A 14,306-nucleotide genomic window follows, 5' to 3' on the forward strand; every position below is an offset into this window, starting at 1 on the left:
GTGCCGACGAGAGGAGCCGAAGGTGGGCGGTGGACACGCTTCCGGCATCGGACGCAGGGCGACGTGCGAGTTTCCGCCCGGATGGAGCGACGAGCAGATCATCGCGGTGGTCAAGGACGTCGCCAACGATCCGGGCGAACCCCGGCGGCAGCAGTACAACGGCCGCTGGCGCTGCGTCGGCGAACGGTACGGCGTGCGCGTGGTCGTCCTGGTCAACGGCGACGGGAACGTGCACACCAGCTACCCGCTGCCGGGTCCCGGCGTCGTCCGGAACGCGGACGCCGCGCGAGACCCGGCGAACCCGACCGTCGACGACCGCGCGGGCAACCGGATCAGCTACTTCGTCGACAGCGTCCTGCGCCTGCTCGCCGATCGGATGCCTGCCGAAGACCTGGAGCACTACCGCGATCTGCAGTGGTCCGGCGAATGGGAGGAGCTGGCCGACACCCTGGCCGCGCACTTCGAGGTGACCGGCATCCAGCTCAACCCGGACGAGTACGCGGACTTCGAGAAGCTGCTGAACTCGTTCGAACTGCCGGTCCGCGACTGCCGCTACCTCAACGACCGCGAACGGATCCTCGCCGACCTGCGCGACTGAGCCGTCACCACGGGATTTCCCCGGCGTCGTCAAAGAACCCGCCGCGCGGCCCGTCGTCGGGCAGGGTGGCGAGTTTGACCGCGATTGCCGCGCCCTGTTCGGGTGTCCGGGTTCCGGCGTAACCGTTGAAATCCGTTGCTACGTAACCGGGACAGCCGGCGTTGATGATCACGTTCGTGTCCGCGAGCACGCGGGCGTACTGCACGGTGATGCTGTTGAGCATCGTCTTCGACGGCGCGTAAGCGGCGAGGACCGGGCCGCTTCGCAGCTTGAGCGAACCCATGTTGCTGGACATGTTGACGATGCGCGGCGACTCCGCTTCGCGCAACAGCGGAAGCATCGCGTTCGTGACCCGGACGACGCCGAAGACGTTCGTGTCCAGGACCGTGCGGACGACGTCGAGGTCGAGTGTCGTCGGGTCCTGGGCGCCGCCGTCGAGCTGGCCGCCGATGCCGGCGTTGTTGACCAGGACGTCGAGCCGTTCGATGGACTTGGCCGCGACGGCGACACTGTCCTCGGAGGTGACGTCGAGCGCGACGCCGAATGCGTCGATGCCCGCGGCGCGCAGTTCCTCGACGGCTTTCTCGCGGTTGTTTTCGTCCCGCGCACCCACGGCGACGGTGAAGCCGATCGAGCCGAGGCCGTGCGCGATGGCGAGGCCGATTCCCTTGTTCGCGCCGGTGACCAGCGCGGTCTTCGTGTCGTTCACTCCGTCCATGGTCGGCGCGGTCCGGTCGGACGTCCAAGATCAAAGGGGTCTGCTGTGATACCCGCAGGGTATTAAGCTGGTGCTGTGGACGACCTGGAGACTCGCGAACTCCGTTACTTCGCAGCGGTCGCCGAAGAACTGCACTTCGGCCGCGCCGCTGAACGGCTCGGGATCGCGCAGCCGCCCCTCTCGCGCGCGATCGCCCAGCTGGAGCGACGGCTCGGCGTCCAGCTTCTTGAGCGAAACCGCCGGGGCGTCGCGCTGACCGAGGCCGGTCGAGTGCTGCTCCGCGAATCCCGGCTGGCCCTCGACGCCGTCGCGGCCGCTGTCCGCCGCACGCGCCGAGCCGGGAAGCATCCGCTGGTGCTGGCGACCAAAGCCGGAGCGTCGCACGAACTCCTGCAACGGCTCCTGGCCGCGAGCCCGCCGGTGGAGATCCTGCTGTGCGAGGTCGGCGAACAGGCCGGACTGCTTCGCGACGGTTCGGCGGACGTGGCGATCATGCACCACCCCTACGACGACCTCGCCGGGTTCGACACCGAGGCGCTGCAGGTCGAAGGCCAGGTCGCGATCCTGCCGGCCGCACATCCGCTCGCCGCGCGGGAAACGCTGACCCTGGCCGAGGTCAGCGACGTGCCGGACCTGCCGATGGCCCGCTGGCCCCGCCTCGACGGCAGCTACCCGGACGGCCCCGGCCCGGAGGTGCGCACCCAGTCGACCCTCGCCCAGCTCGTCGCGCTCGGCCGGACGCTGCTGGTGATTCCCGCGTCGAGCCGGGCTTGGCAGTGGCCGGAGCACGTCGCGGTCCCGGTCGTCGATGCCCCGGACGTCACCACGGTGATCGGCTGGTCGCCGAACAGCCACTCCCCGGAGGTTGCCGCGCTCGTCCGGAACGCGGTCGCGCTTCGCGCCGAGCCGCAGTTGTCCGCACGCGTCCAGTACTTGCCCGATCTGTTCGCCGATCCTGCCCCCGGCGGCTGACTCAGCCGCTCTTCTCGGCGCGCTGCGCGATCCTCCCGGGGACGCCCCGGAACCTCAACTGGCCTGCGAAAACGCCGCCGCGTCACCCGCGCACGCGACGCGTAGCCGCTCCAGCGGCATGCCCACCGCGTCGGCGATCGCCGCGACGGTGAAGAACGCGGGCGTCGGGATCCGGCCGGTCTCGATCTTGCGCAGGGTTTCGACTGAAATGCCCGCTTCCGCGGCCACGTCGACCATGCTGCGGCTGGCTCGGGCGGCGCGCAGCACCAGGCCGAGCCGCTCGCCGCGGGAGCGTTCTTCGTCGGTGAGGGGCACGCGGACCATGTCGTTCAGTTTAGCCACAGAGTTGTCCACTGCCTGTGGATAACTCTGTGCACAAGCTGCCGAACCCCGTGGACAACCGCCGTCCGGCACAAGCTCTTGGGGCATTCGAGGCGGCCCGGTCCCGCCGATAGGGGTAGCGAACGGCTCGCCGGGGCCGCGCGAAAGCGGGTTGTCCCCGAGGTTGTCCACACCCTGGAACGTGGTCGCAGTGCTGATCGAATCGATATCGAAGTCGTATGACGGCGGGATGACCGAGGTCTAGGGTCAGGCGGTCGCGTGTCACGTGAGTGTTAGGTGAGGGTTTGATGTCCACTGCCAAACCGGGCGGTCGGGTGCGCGGGTTCCAGTTCAGTGCCTGGAACCTGCTGTTGCTGATCCCGTTGCTGATCCTGGTCACGCCGCTGTTCAACTTCGACGAGCCGCGGCTGTTCGGCCTTCCGTTCTTCTACTGGTTCCAGCTGGCGTTCGTCGTACTGGGCGTGCTGTGCACCGGCATCGTCTACCTGGCCACCAAGAACAAGCCGCGGGGCGGCGGCCGGGACGAGCTGAGCGTCGACGACTTGGACGAGGGGGACGCCCGATGAGCGACATTCAGTGGGTCGAACTGATCGTCTTCGCGTTGCTGTTCGTGGTCGTCACCGTGCTCGGCTTCGTCGCCTCGCGGTGGAAAGCCGGCGGCAGCCTCGACCACCTCGACGAATGGGGCCTCGGCGGCCGCAAGTTCGGCTCGTGGATCACCTGGTTCCTGCTCGGCGGCGACCTCTACACCGCATACACCTTCGTCGCCGTGCCCGCGCTCGTGTTCAGCGCCGGCGCGCTCGGCCTGTACGCGCTGCCCTACACGATCGTCGTCTACCCGATCGTCCTGCTTCCCGCGCTGCGCATGTGGTCGGTCAGCCGTTCGCGCGGCTACGTGACCCCCGCCGACTTCGTCCGCGGTCGCTTCGGTTCGCCGACGCTGGCACTGCTGATCGCGATCACCGGCATCGTCGCGACCATGCCGTACATCGCGTTGCAGCTGGTCGGCCTGGAAGCCGTGCTGCGCACGATGGGCATCAACGGTTCCGGCATCGTCGGGCACCTGCCGCTGCTGGTCGCGTTCGTCATCCTGGCGCTCTACACGTATCAGTCCGGCCTTCGCGCCCCCGCGCTGATCGCGTTCGTCAAGGACATCCTGATCTACATCGTGATCATCGTGGCGGTCATTTACCTGCCTTCGAAGCTCGGCGGCTGGGACCACATTTTCAGCACCGCCAAGGAAACGCTCGCCAAGCCGAGTCCGGCCACCGGCAAGCCCGCCGGTTCGATCCTGCTGACCTCGAGCAACCAGTTGCAGTACGCGACGCTGGCGCTGGGTTCGGCGCTCGCGCTGTTCCTGTACCCGCACTCGCTCACGAGCGTGCTCGCCTCGCGCGGCCGCAACGTGATCAAGCGGAACATGGTGGCGCTGCCGGCTTACTCGTTCGTGCTGGGTCTGCTCGCGCTGCTGGGCTACGTCGCGATCTCGGCGGGTGTCAAGCCGCTGAAGAACGCCGCCACCGGAAAGCCGGACGGCAACACGATCGTCCCGCTGCTGTTCGACTCGCAGTTCACGAACTGGTTCGCCGGCATCGCCTTCGCCGCGATCGGCATCGGTGCTCTGGTGCCCGCCGCGATCATGTCGATCGCCGCGGCGAACCTGTGGACGCGCAACATCTACAAGGAGTACATCCGCAAGGACGCGACGCCGAAGCAGGAGGCGAAGCAGGCGAAACTGGCGTCCTTGGTGGTCAAGCTGGGTGCGGTGCTGGTGATCATCCTGATCGACCCGCAGTTCTCGATCGACCTGCAGCTCATCGGCGGCGTGCTGATCCTGCAGACCCTGCCCGCGGTGGCGATCGCCCTGTACACGCGCTGGTTCCACAAGGCGGGCCTCATCGCAGGCTGGATCGTCGGCATGGGCTGGGGCCTGATCATGCTGTACGGAATCCCCAACCCCGCCAACGGAAAACTCCACTTCGGCGGTTCCGCACTGGCCATGGGCAACCTGTCGATCTTCGGCTGGCACCCGTTCAGCGGCACCGGCCTCGCCGCGGTGCAGATCTATCCGGGTTTCGTGGCCCTGATCGCGAACATCGTGGTGGCCGCGGTGGTCTCGGTCATCGCACGGGCCCTGAAGTGGAGCCCGGGCAACGACGAAACCGCGCCCGAGGACTACCACGCCGACGAACACGACAAGGACCTGCGCCCCATCGGTGCCCACTGAGTCCTTTTTAGACAGAGGCCTCCGCGTCGGTTTCCGGCGCGGAGGTCTCTTGGGTTCTGCCGATCATCGCCTTCGCGACGATGTACAGGACTACCGCGTTGAGCACATGCCACAGGAAATGCGTGCCTGCCGGGAAGTCTCCGCAGATCACTCCGTCGATAGCCCGGAAGGACAGCGACAACGCGAACACTGCGGCGGCCATGGTGAAGTGCAGCCAGTACGGGTCGCGCTTTACTCCCAACGCGATAGCGAACCCGGCCAGGCCCGCGAGCGCTGGCAGATACAGGCCGCCGCCAAGCGCCGCCGACGCGCCGGTGATTGCCAGGAAAGCCAGTGCACCCAGCCAGGACCAGGCGGCTTTCGCCGGAAAGAAGATCCGGGGAAAGGCCGCGGCGTAAAACAGGGTGAAGATCAGGATGGCAGTGGAGTCGGCGACCGCACCCCAGCGCGTGGCGACCAGGTGGAACACGCCGCTGGCAACAAAGATCAACCCGATCAGGGCAGCGAGCACCCGCCCGGCGCGCTGCCCGTCGGCCCGCCACCACACCATCCCGGCGGCAGCGAGAAAGGCCAGGTTGGCCAGGTCGTTGAGCGGCTCTCCCCAGAGTCCGGGCGCGGTGCGCTCGCAGTAACCGTCCACGTACGCGGTCCAGTTCACGGGGGTAAGCAAACCCCTTCCGGGTGAACGGAGGGAATCCGGGGTCAGTCGGTTCGGAGCAGGGGTGCCCAGCCGTCGTCCTCGGGATCGCCGAGAGTCCACCCGGCTGGCCAGTGTCGCTGGAGTAGTTTCAGGTGATCCGGTCCCGCCTCGGCGTGATCCAGCTTGGGCAGAGCCGCGAACTCGGCATCGCCGAAGTTCACGTCGTCGACGAATCGCGCGTTGTGGAAATCGACCTGATCGGCGGACTGCGCACCCTGAAAATTCCCCTCTCCGTCGAAGCGCGCACTGATGAAGCTGGCGAAGCCGGTGAACAGGATGGCCTCGAAGCGGCATCCGGTGAAGCGGACCCGGTCGAGGTGCGCCCCGGAAAAGTCGAGGAAGAGACCGGGCCAGTGCCTGATGTCGCCTGGGTGCGTGTGCCTCTCCAAGATCTTCTGCGCCGCCCGCCGAACCTGAACCTCTTCCGCCGTACCGTCCGGTGGCATCCGCAGATACGCGCACAGAACTTCAGCGATCACCCGCCGAGCCAGCGCGTCTTCCCGAGCATCAGCGGCCGTACGAAGCTGATGTTGCCGTGTGTCCGCCGCAACCTGCTCCGCGAGCCGATGCGGTTCGTGCTTCTGCAGCAAGTCCAGTTCGGTCGACCGCTGCTTCCGCACCGCCAACCACAACGCCACCGCCCCACCCAGCCCGACCCCGAGCGTCCCGCCAGTCCGACTCGTCCATTCACCCGCCCACCTTGGCCCACCCAACCACCTCCCGTACGCACACCGCGCGGGTTAGCGTGGTCGGCATGACCAACCCCGTGAGCCGGTTCCCCGTGACGGAACTCGAAGACCTTCCCGACGATCTCCGCGAGCGCATCGGTGCCATCGCGGAGAAATCCGGCTTCACGCCGAACATTTTCCGCGCTCTTGGCCACCGCCCAGCCGAGCTGAGGGCCTTCCTCGACTACCACGACGCGCTCATGGAACGCGACGGCGGACTCACCAAAGCCGAACGCGAACTCGTCGTCGTAGCCACCTCCGGCGCGAACCACTGCACCTACTGCATCGTCGCGCACGGAGCGATCCTGCGGATCCGCGCCAAGGACCCCGAGCTGTCCGACCAGGTAGCGACGAACCCGTGGCAGGTCGAACTCGACGAGCGCGGCCGGGCGATCGTCGATCTCGCGCTCGCGTTGTCCCGCGATTCCGCGTTGTTCGGCGAGGGCGATCTGGCGATGGCGCGCGAGGCGGGCCTGACCGAGGACGAGATCTGGGACGTCGGCGCGATCACCGCGTTGTTCGCGATGTCCAACCGGCTCGCGCATCTGACCGCGCTCAAGCCGAATCCGGAGTTTTACTTGATGGGGCGTCAGAAGCGATAGAACGGGCCGGGCAGGTCGCGGCTCATCTCGAACCGGGTGCGCAGCCAGCCGCGCAGGCGGTGCACCGGTTTCGTCCACACCCGCGGCGCGGGCCCGAAGTATCTCGGGTCCGCGTGCGGGGTGAACGCGTCGCCGGTCAGGATGGCTGCGTCGTGTCCCAGCGGGCAGTGGCCGGACACCGAGATCACGCCGCGCGTCAGGTTCTCGACCCAGTCGACCTCGTCGACGCCCAGCAGCGTGCGGCGATCGCACACGGCGCAGTACAGGACGAACATCTATAACTCCCGCCGCCAGGTTTCGCCGGTCACCAACGGCCCGAACGCGTCCGTTTTTTCTTCGCCGACGAGTTCGAACCCAGCGCCGCGGTAGATCCCGCGCGCGGCGGCGAGCAGCGACAGCGTCCACAGCTCCATCGACCGATACCCCTGCGCGCTGGCGAATTCGACGCATTCCCGCACCAGCCGTTTGCCGACACCGTGTCCACGCGCGACCGGTTCCAGCAGAAGCAGCCGGAGCTTCGCGGTGCCGTCCTCGTCGCCGGGAGTGCAGAAAATACTGCCGACTCGTTCGCCGTCGAGTTCGGCGATCCAGCCGGCCTGGCGCGGGTCGTCGCGGTGTTCGGCGAAGTCGGCGATCACGCGCGCGACGAGGGCTTCGAAGCGTTCGTCGAGGCCGTACTCCTCGGCGTACAGCGCGCCGTGCCGGTGCACCACCCAGCCGAGGTCGCCCGGACGTGGGGCGCGCAGGGCAACCGTCGGTTCCGGTGCCGATTCGCCGACGAGTGCGGTGATAGTCCCCATCGCGCCGAGCAGACGGCGCTGGTCGGTGTCCGCGAACTGGTCGAGCAGGCTCCCGATTTGAGTGGCCGAACGGTGGTCGAGGTCGGCGAAGGCGGCGCGCCCTTGTGCAGTGAGCGTGACGAGCTGGCGACGTGCGTCGTCCGCGCAGCGTTCTCGGGTGACGAGGCCACGGGTTTCCAGCCTGCCGAGCAGCCTGCTCGCGTAACCGCCGTCGAGGGACAGCCGTTTGCGCAGATCACTGACCTGCAGCTGGTCCTGTTGGGCGAGTTCGAACAGCACCCGCGCTTCGCTCAGCGAATATTCGGCGTCGGCCGGTCCCTCGTCGAGGACGCCGATCACGCCGGTGTAGAGCCGGTTGAAAGCGCGAACCGTGGCGACGCGTTCGGTGAGGACGGAATCCGGCACGGGGACCACCTTGACTCGATCGTTGACCGAGTCAAGCATCGCCCCGTCGCCCGCCCGGGGCAAGCGAATTCCCCCGGTGGGGGAACCTGTGTCCGAATTGGTCCAGACATATGGAAACCCCGTGATGCTGCCAGGTCGGGGGTCCGCCAGCATCACGGGGTCGTAGTGGGTATCGACGCGGCTCTTCGCGGCGTTACACCCAGGATTCACTGTGGTCTAGATCACTCACGTGAGTGACCCACCAACAGGTTGTTTGTGCAGGTCAGCGCATGAACGGCTGACGCGCCTGGGCGAGGGCGATGAGCTCCTGCCGGACCGTCGAGGTGGCCGCGGTGTCGATCGCCCGGTTCAGCGCCCGGCGAGTGCGAGCCTCGGCGCGACGGGCACGGAGCTTGGCGGCGATGTTGCTCATGGTCTTCTGCATCCCCTTCAGAGGTCTTCGGTGGCTGTGTCTCTAGTATGCACCTTTTTTCACAAGGAAGCCAACGAATCTACGGTGACATGGGGCACTTGCCGACGAATCGTCGGCACTCTCCTGATGGTCGCCGGACAGATCAGGTGTTGGCAGTCACAAACTGCTAACGCCCTAACAGCCTCTACGGATATCTAGGAAAATCACTAGAACTGTCTAGGCGGCCGCATAGACCGGTAGCGAAGGGAGGACCCGCTCAGTCGCGGCCGAGCAGGTAGTGCCCGAAATGCGGCACGGTGAAGGCGATCTGCCCGCGTTCGGCGGAGTAGACCAGGCCTTTCTTCATGAGACTGTCGCGCGCCGGCGACAGCGACGAGGGCTTGCGCCCCAGGTAGACGGCCACATCGGCGGTGCCGGCTGCCTCGTCGCGGCCTTGGGTCAGCTCGGCCATCGCGAGCAGGTACTCGCGTTCGGCGGGCGTCGCGCGTTCGTAGCGCGACCCGAAGAACCCGACCGCCAGCTCGGACTCCGCCTCGGGTGCGGCGACCTGCACGTCCTTGACCGTGATCGGGTCGGCGGGTGCGGCGTCCCAGGCGGCCTTGCCGTAGGCCTGGATGAAATACGGATAACCGCCGGACGCGTCGAAGAGCGCGTCGAGCGCCTCCGGTTCGATCCCGGCGTCCTCGCGTTCGATCGGAGCCAGCACCGCGTAGTCGGCGTCCTCGCGGCTGAGCCGATCGATGCGCGAGTAACGGAAGAGCCGCTCGGAGTACGACTTCGACGCCGACAGCACCGCGGGCACATGCGGCAACCCCGCCGCGACCACGACCAGCGGCGCGCCGGACTGCGACAGCTCGTGGCAAGCCGCGCACAGCGCCGAGACGTCGTCCGGCTGCACATCCTGGATCTCGTCGATCAGCAGCGCGACGCCGGTGCCGACGTCCGCGGCCAGCTCGGCGACGTCGGTGAACAGCTCGACCAGGTCGATTTCGATGTCGCCCGAATCCGCCCGGCCCTGCGCCGCGGGCACGTCGATGCCGGGCTGCCAGCGGTCGCGCAGCTTCGCGTCCGGCTTGTTCGCCTTGAGCGCGAACGCCTTCAGCACCCCGAGCACTTCCTCGACCCGGTCCGGCGCGCGATGCCGCACGGCGAGGTCGCGGATCGCCCGGTGCAACGCGGCTGACAGCGGCCGCCGCAGTTCCGCGTCCGGCCGCGCTTCGATTTTTCCCGCACCCCATCGGTGCCGGACGGCCATCGACCGCAGCTCCCCCAGCAGCACCGTCTTGCCGACCCCGCGCAGGCCGGTCAGCACGAGGCTGCGCTCCGGCCGTCCGCGAGCGACGCGTTCAAGGACGACCTCGAACGCCTTCAGCTCCCTTTCCCGCCCGGCCAGCTCGGGCGGCCGCTGCCCGGCGCCGGGCGCGAAGGGGTTGCGGATGGGGTCCACTCTGTCACCGTATCGAGGTATCTAGCGCGGGCCCGATATTCAGCGATATACAGCTAGTGCGTGTCGCCGAAGGATGGCCGGGTCTGCAGCCCCGTCCATCCTTACCCCCAGCGCACCTTCTGACGGAGCGTTAGTCCGTCAGGTTCCGCTCCGCGTAGATCTTCATCGCGTCGCGGATGTACTCGGCCGTGCCGGGGCCGTGCTTCTCGTCGTACGCGCCGTACCGCGGGTCGTCGACATACAGCTGTCCGAGACCGGCGAAGTAGCCCTTCGAAATCTCGATCCCGGTGGGCTTCAGCCACTCGTGCAGCCGCGCGGTGACAGCCTGCGTTTCGGCCGAACCGGCGTCGCGACCAGCGTCGCGAGCGGCTCCGAACGCGACGCCGATGTCGACCTGCTCCCGCTGGTGGGCCTTCTTCCCGGCCGCCGGCAGCGAACTCCACCACTGGTCGCCTTTGCGGTAAGCCTCGGCTCCCCAGCGCCGGGTGACCTCCTCCTGGTGCTGGGTGTGGTCGAAGCCGTCGAACATTTCCTCTGCCATCAGTCGTTCACCTCCCTTCAGTTTCCGCAATGTGGTCCGCACGGACTCGATCTGCCGCCCGATTCGCTGCCGCTCGCGCTCCAGCAGCGCCAGGTGCGTTTCGAGGGCCGCGACGCCGTCGGATTGGCCGTCGAGCACCTCGGCGATCGCGGGCAGGCCCAGGCCCAGTTCGCGCAGCAGCAGGATCCGCTGCAACCGGACGAGCGAACTCTCGTCGTAGTAGCGGTAACCGTTGCTGCCGATCCGCGTCGGCGGCAGGAGCCCGACGGCATCGTAATGCCGCAGGGTCCGGCTCGTCGTGCCCGCGAATCGGGCGATGTCCTGGATCGACCATTCCGTCCTGACCACGGCTTCGACGGTAGAGGTTGACGCAGCGTCAAGGTCAAGGCCGAAGTCCGCTAGAACTGTCTAGAGTAATCTAGGAAAAGAGCAATATTTGCCTAGGTATCACTAGGTCGGTTCGACGAGGAGCGTGGCGGGCAATCCCGGTTGTAGGTTCTTCTCCAGGGATTCCAGATCAGAGAGGCGAGACCGTGATACTGCGCCGGGTGGCACGTCCACTGCTCGCGTCGATTTTCGTGCTGGGCGGCATCGGTGCCCTGCGTGACACCCAAGGCCACGCGAAGGCGGCCGAACCGTTCCTCACCGAGACCTTCGACAAGGTCGAGGGCCTGGTTCCGGACCAGGTTCCGCGCGATCCGGCCACGCTGGTGCGGATCGACGCGGCGGTCAAGATCGGGGCCGGGCTCGCGCTGGCGAGCGGCAAGGCTCCGCGGCTGGCGGCGGTGGCGCTGCTCGGCTCGCTGGTACCGACGACGCTGGCCGCGCACCGGTTCTGGCAGCTGTCCGATCCGGGCGAGAAGCAGGCCCAGCAGATCCAGTTCTTCAAGAACGCGTCGCTGGCCGGCGGGCTGCTGCTGGCCGCCAGCGACACGGCGGGCAAGCCGTCGCTGGGCTGGCGGGCCCGGCGCGCGGCGAAGAAGGCGGGCAAGCGCGCCGACAAGCTGGCCAAGCGCGCGGAGAAGTCGCTCACCGACTGAGCACACGGAAAAGGCCGCCACCCGAGTGCTCGGGCGGCGGCCTTCGCCGTGCGCTTACTTCTCCAGGATCGCGGTGACGCCCTGGCCGCCTGCCGCGCAAATGGAGATCAGGCCGCGTCCGGAACCCTTCTCGTTCAGCAGTTTCGCGAGCGTCGCGACGATCCGGCCGCCGGTCGCGGCGAACGGGTGTCCGGCCGCCAGCGAGGACCCGTTCACGTTCAGCTTGGCGCGGTCGATCGAGCCGAGCGGCGCGTCGAGGCCGAGCTTCTCCTTGGCGAACGCCGGGTCCTCCCACGCCTTGAGCGTGGCGAGCACCTGCGAGGCGAACGCCTCGTGGATCTCGTAGAAGTCGAAGTCCTGCAACGTCAATCCGGCGCGCTCAAGCATCCGCGGCACCGCGTACGCGGGTGCCATCAGCAGGCCCTCGTCGCCGTGCACGTAATCGACGGCGGCGGTCTGGCTGAACGTCAGATACGCCAGCACCGGCAGGTTGTGTGCCTTCGCCCATTGCTCAGTCGCGAGCAGAACGGTCGACGCGCCGTCGGTGAGCGGCGTCGAGTTGCCCGCAGTCATGGTCCCGTCCGGTCCGCCGTAGACCGGCTTGAGCTTGGCCAGCTTTTCGGCCGAGGAGTCCGGACGGAGGTTCTGGTCTCGGGCGAGCTTGAGGTACGGCGTGACCAGGTCGTCGAAGAAGCCGCGGTCGTAGGCGGCGGCGAGGTTGCGGTGGCTGGTCGCGGCCAGTTCGTCCTGCGCCTCGCGGGTGACGTCCCAGACCTGCGCGGTGAGCGCGGCGTGCTCCCCCATCGACAGCCCGGTGCGCGGTTCGGCGTTGCGCGGGATCTCCGGCACGATGTGGCCCGGGCGGATCTTCGCGACCAGCTTGAGCCGGTCGGCGAGCGTCTTCGCCGCGTTGAGCTGCACGAGGATCTGGCGCAGGTTGGCGTTCACCGCCAGCGGCGCGTCACTCGTGGTGTCCACGCCGCCCGCGATCGCCGAATCGATTTCCCCGAGCGCGATCTTGTGGGCGACGTTGATGACTGCCTGCAATCCGGTGCCGCACGCCATCTGCACGTCCGAGGCCGGCGTCGCGGGCGAGAGCTTGCTGCCCAGCACGCTTTCGCGGGCAAGGTTGAAGTCCTTGGAGTGCTTGAGCACCGCACCGGCGGCGACCTCGCCGATCACCTCGCCCTGCAGCGAAAACCGGCTGACCAGACCGTCCAGCGCGGCGGTGAACATGTCCTGGTTCGAGGCCCGGGAGTACGGGCCGTTCGACCGCGCGAAGGGGATCCGGTTCCCGCCGACGATCGCGACCTTGCGCACCGCCGGGGTTTTCCTGGTCGCCATGCCGTCCACCTCTCTGGAGTCGTGCCTTTCACACTGTAACCTACTAGCGAGTAGGTTAGACTGCGACGTGACGCAGACTGCACGGGAGGCACGTGATGGCGGACAGGTACCAGCAGTTCACGAAGACCCCGCTGGGGAAATTCGTGGTGCCGAAGCTCGGCCTGCCCAACCCCGCGACGTTGCGCCGGTACCGTCCCGGCCAGCCCGCACTTGAGGGTCCCGCACTTCTCGGGGCCGCGCCGGGCGGACGGCTGGAGAAGACCGTCCGGGCGCAGCTGGCCGAGGCGGGCATCGAGGTGATCAGCGCGCCCGCCGACCGGCACGCGGCGCTGGTTTTCGACGCCACCGGCGTGAAGGATCCGGGCCAGCTGCGTGCGGTCTACCGGTTCTTCCACCCGGTGATCCGCAAGGTCGGTTCATCCGGCCGGGTGGTCGTGCTCGGCACGCCGCCGGAGCAGGCCGAGGGGCGCGAGCGGATCGCGCAGCGCGCGCTGGAAGGGTTCGTCCGTTCGGTCGGCAAGGAACTCAAGCGCGGCGCGACGGCGCAGCTGGTGTACGTAGCCGAAGGAGCGGAGGACGCGGCAGAGTCGACGCTGCGGTTTCTGCTGTCGGCGAAGTCGGCGTTCGTGGACGGCCAGGTCATCCGCGTCGGCACGCACGCGAAGACCGCGCCCACGCCGGAGAACTGGGAAAAGCCGCTGGACGGCAAGGTCGCGCTGGTGACCGGTGCGTCGCGGGGCATCGGCGAGGCGATTGCCGAAACCCTCGCCCGCGACGGCGCGCACGTGGTCGCGCTGGACATTCCGGCGCAGGGCGGCGATCTGTCCACTGTGGCCAATCGGATCGGCGGTTCGGCGCTGCAGCTGGACATCACCGCCGCCGACGCGCCCGCCAAGCTCGCCGAGTATCTGACTGAGCGCCACGGCGGCGTGGACATCGTGGTGCACAACGCCGGCATCACCCGCGACAAGACGCTCGGCAACCTGACCGAGGGCGGCTGGGATTCGGTGATCTCGGTGAACCTCGCCGCGCAGCTCGCGGTGAACGACAAGCTTCTCGGCGACAAGATCCTGCGTGAAAACGGCCGGGTCATCGGGGTTTCGTCGATCGCGGGCATCGCGGGCAACGTCGGCCAGACGAACTACGCGACGTCGAAGGCGGGCGTGATCGGGATGGTGAACGTCGGCGCGCCGCAGCTCGCGGAGTACGGCGGCACGATCAACGCGGTCGCGCCCGGGTTCATCGAGACCAAGATGACCGCCGCGGTGCCGCTGTTCATCCGCGAGGCCGGACGGCGGCTGTCGAGCCTCGGCCAGGGCGGGCTGCCGGTGGATGTCGCGGAAACCATTGCCTGGTACGCCAACCCGGCGTCGGCCGCGGTCAACGGGAACCTGGTCCGCGTCTGCGGCCAGGCGCTGCTGGGGGCGTGA

The 14,306-nt window shown here is 67.9% G+C and carries 17 protein-coding genes; 7 read left to right on the top strand and 10 right to left on the bottom strand.

Features of this window, described 5'->3' with window-relative positions:
- The first annotated feature begins 22 nt into the window (after positions 1–22).
- On the top strand, positions 23–598 hold the full coding sequence (locus BM362_RS05155; protein WP_067577712.1) for an EndoU domain-containing protein: 576 nt from the start codon (positions 23–25) through the stop codon (positions 596–598).
- Between the two features lie 4 nt (positions 599–602).
- Here BM362_RS05155 and BM362_RS05160 read toward each other — a convergent pair whose 3' ends face one another.
- The gene (locus BM362_RS05160; RefSeq protein WP_067577710.1) at positions 603–1,316 is read right to left on the bottom strand and encodes an SDR family oxidoreductase; all 714 of its coding nucleotides are present in this window, start codon (positions 1,314–1,316) and stop codon (positions 603–605) included.
- Positions 1,317–1,391: 75 nt separating this feature from the next.
- Between BM362_RS05160 and BM362_RS05165 the strand changes: the two genes are divergently transcribed.
- Entirely contained in the window at positions 1,392–2,288 is an 897-nt protein-coding gene (locus BM362_RS05165; RefSeq protein ID WP_093572335.1) for a LysR family transcriptional regulator, read from the top strand.
- Between the two features lie 54 nt (positions 2,289–2,342).
- Here the strand turns inward: BM362_RS05165 and BM362_RS05170 are convergent, their stop codons facing one another.
- Positions 2,343–2,612 (bottom strand): helix-turn-helix domain-containing protein, encoded by a 270-nt coding sequence (locus tag BM362_RS05170; RefSeq protein WP_067577706.1) that lies wholly within the window; start codon positions 2,610–2,612, stop codon positions 2,343–2,345.
- 305 nt (positions 2,613–2,917) lie between these two features.
- Here BM362_RS05170 and BM362_RS05175 point away from each other — a divergent pair, with 305 nt between their 5' ends.
- Entirely contained in the window at positions 2,918–3,196 is a 279-nt protein-coding gene (locus BM362_RS05175; RefSeq protein WP_067577704.1) for a DUF3311 domain-containing protein, read from the top strand.
- The gene (gene mctP / locus BM362_RS05180) at positions 3,193–4,857 is read left to right on the top strand and encodes a monocarboxylate uptake permease MctP (RefSeq protein WP_093572336.1); all 1,665 of its coding nucleotides are present in this window, start codon (positions 3,193–3,195) and stop codon (positions 4,855–4,857) included. Before BM362_RS05175 ends, mctP begins: the two co-directional genes overlap by 4 nt.
- A 7-nt stretch (positions 4,858–4,864) precedes the next feature.
- Here mctP and BM362_RS05185 read toward each other — a convergent pair whose 3' ends face one another.
- Together BM362_RS05185 and BM362_RS05190 are read right to left on the bottom strand one after the other, a co-directional pair.
- A complete protein-coding gene (locus BM362_RS05185) occupies positions 4,865–5,515 on the bottom strand; it encodes a hypothetical protein (RefSeq protein ID WP_093572337.1) in 651 nt (216 codons plus the stop codon).
- Between the two features lie 44 nt (positions 5,516–5,559).
- Positions 5,560–6,147: a pentapeptide repeat-containing protein gene (locus tag BM362_RS05190; protein WP_143132384.1), complete on the bottom strand. Its 588-nt coding sequence runs from the start codon at positions 6,145–6,147 to the stop codon at positions 5,560–5,562.
- 164 nt (positions 6,148–6,311) lie between these two features.
- On the opposite strand from BM362_RS05190, the gene BM362_RS05195 reads away from it, so the two are divergent.
- Positions 6,312–6,887, top strand: a complete 576-nt coding sequence (locus BM362_RS05195) for a peroxidase-related enzyme (RefSeq protein ID WP_067578127.1) — start codon at positions 6,312–6,314, stop codon at positions 6,885–6,887.
- Here BM362_RS05195 and BM362_RS05200 read toward each other — a convergent pair.
- The 5 genes from BM362_RS05200 to BM362_RS05215 form a co-directional block, all read right to left on the bottom strand.
- The gene (locus tag BM362_RS05200) at positions 6,875–7,162 is read right to left on the bottom strand and encodes a hypothetical protein (RefSeq protein WP_067577696.1); all 288 of its coding nucleotides are present in this window, start codon (positions 7,160–7,162) and stop codon (positions 6,875–6,877) included. The two genes, BM362_RS05195 and BM362_RS05200, sit on opposite strands and share 13 nt — an antisense overlap.
- Entirely contained in the window at positions 7,163–8,092 is a 930-nt protein-coding gene (locus BM362_RS05205; RefSeq protein WP_244287045.1) for a bifunctional helix-turn-helix transcriptional regulator/GNAT family N-acetyltransferase, read from the bottom strand.
- A 262-nt stretch (positions 8,093–8,354) separates the two neighbouring features.
- Positions 8,355–8,504 (bottom strand): hypothetical protein, encoded by a 150-nt coding sequence (locus BM362_RS47280; protein WP_162836041.1) that lies wholly within the window; start codon positions 8,502–8,504, stop codon positions 8,355–8,357.
- A gap of 256 nt (positions 8,505–8,760) precedes the next feature.
- Positions 8,761–9,951 (bottom strand): ATP-binding protein, encoded by a 1,191-nt coding sequence (locus BM362_RS05210; protein WP_067577692.1) that lies wholly within the window; start codon positions 9,949–9,951, stop codon positions 8,761–8,763.
- A 130-nt stretch (positions 9,952–10,081) separates the two neighbouring features.
- Positions 10,082–10,840 (bottom strand): MerR family transcriptional regulator, encoded by a 759-nt coding sequence (locus BM362_RS05215; RefSeq protein ID WP_093572340.1) that lies wholly within the window; start codon positions 10,838–10,840, stop codon positions 10,082–10,084.
- A gap of 185 nt (positions 10,841–11,025) precedes the next feature.
- Between BM362_RS05215 and BM362_RS05220 the strand changes: the two genes are divergently transcribed.
- Positions 11,026–11,532, top strand: a complete 507-nt coding sequence (locus BM362_RS05220; RefSeq protein ID WP_009085133.1) for a DoxX family protein — start codon at positions 11,026–11,028, stop codon at positions 11,530–11,532.
- 54 nt (positions 11,533–11,586) lie between these two features.
- Here BM362_RS05220 and BM362_RS05225 read toward each other — a convergent pair whose 3' ends face one another.
- The gene (locus BM362_RS05225; protein ID WP_067577688.1) at positions 11,587–12,876 is read right to left on the bottom strand and encodes an acetyl-CoA C-acetyltransferase; all 1,290 of its coding nucleotides are present in this window, start codon (positions 12,874–12,876) and stop codon (positions 11,587–11,589) included.
- 95 nt (positions 12,877–12,971) lie between these two features.
- Here BM362_RS05225 and BM362_RS05230 point away from each other — a divergent pair, with 95 nt between their 5' ends.
- Positions 12,972–14,306, top strand: a complete 1,335-nt coding sequence (locus tag BM362_RS05230; RefSeq protein ID WP_067577686.1) for a 3-oxoacyl-ACP reductase — start codon at positions 12,972–12,974, stop codon at positions 14,304–14,306.

Source organism: Amycolatopsis rubida (assembly GCF_900115345.1).
GTDB classification, from domain to species: Bacteria; Actinomycetota; Actinomycetes; order Mycobacteriales; family Pseudonocardiaceae; genus Amycolatopsis; species Amycolatopsis rubida.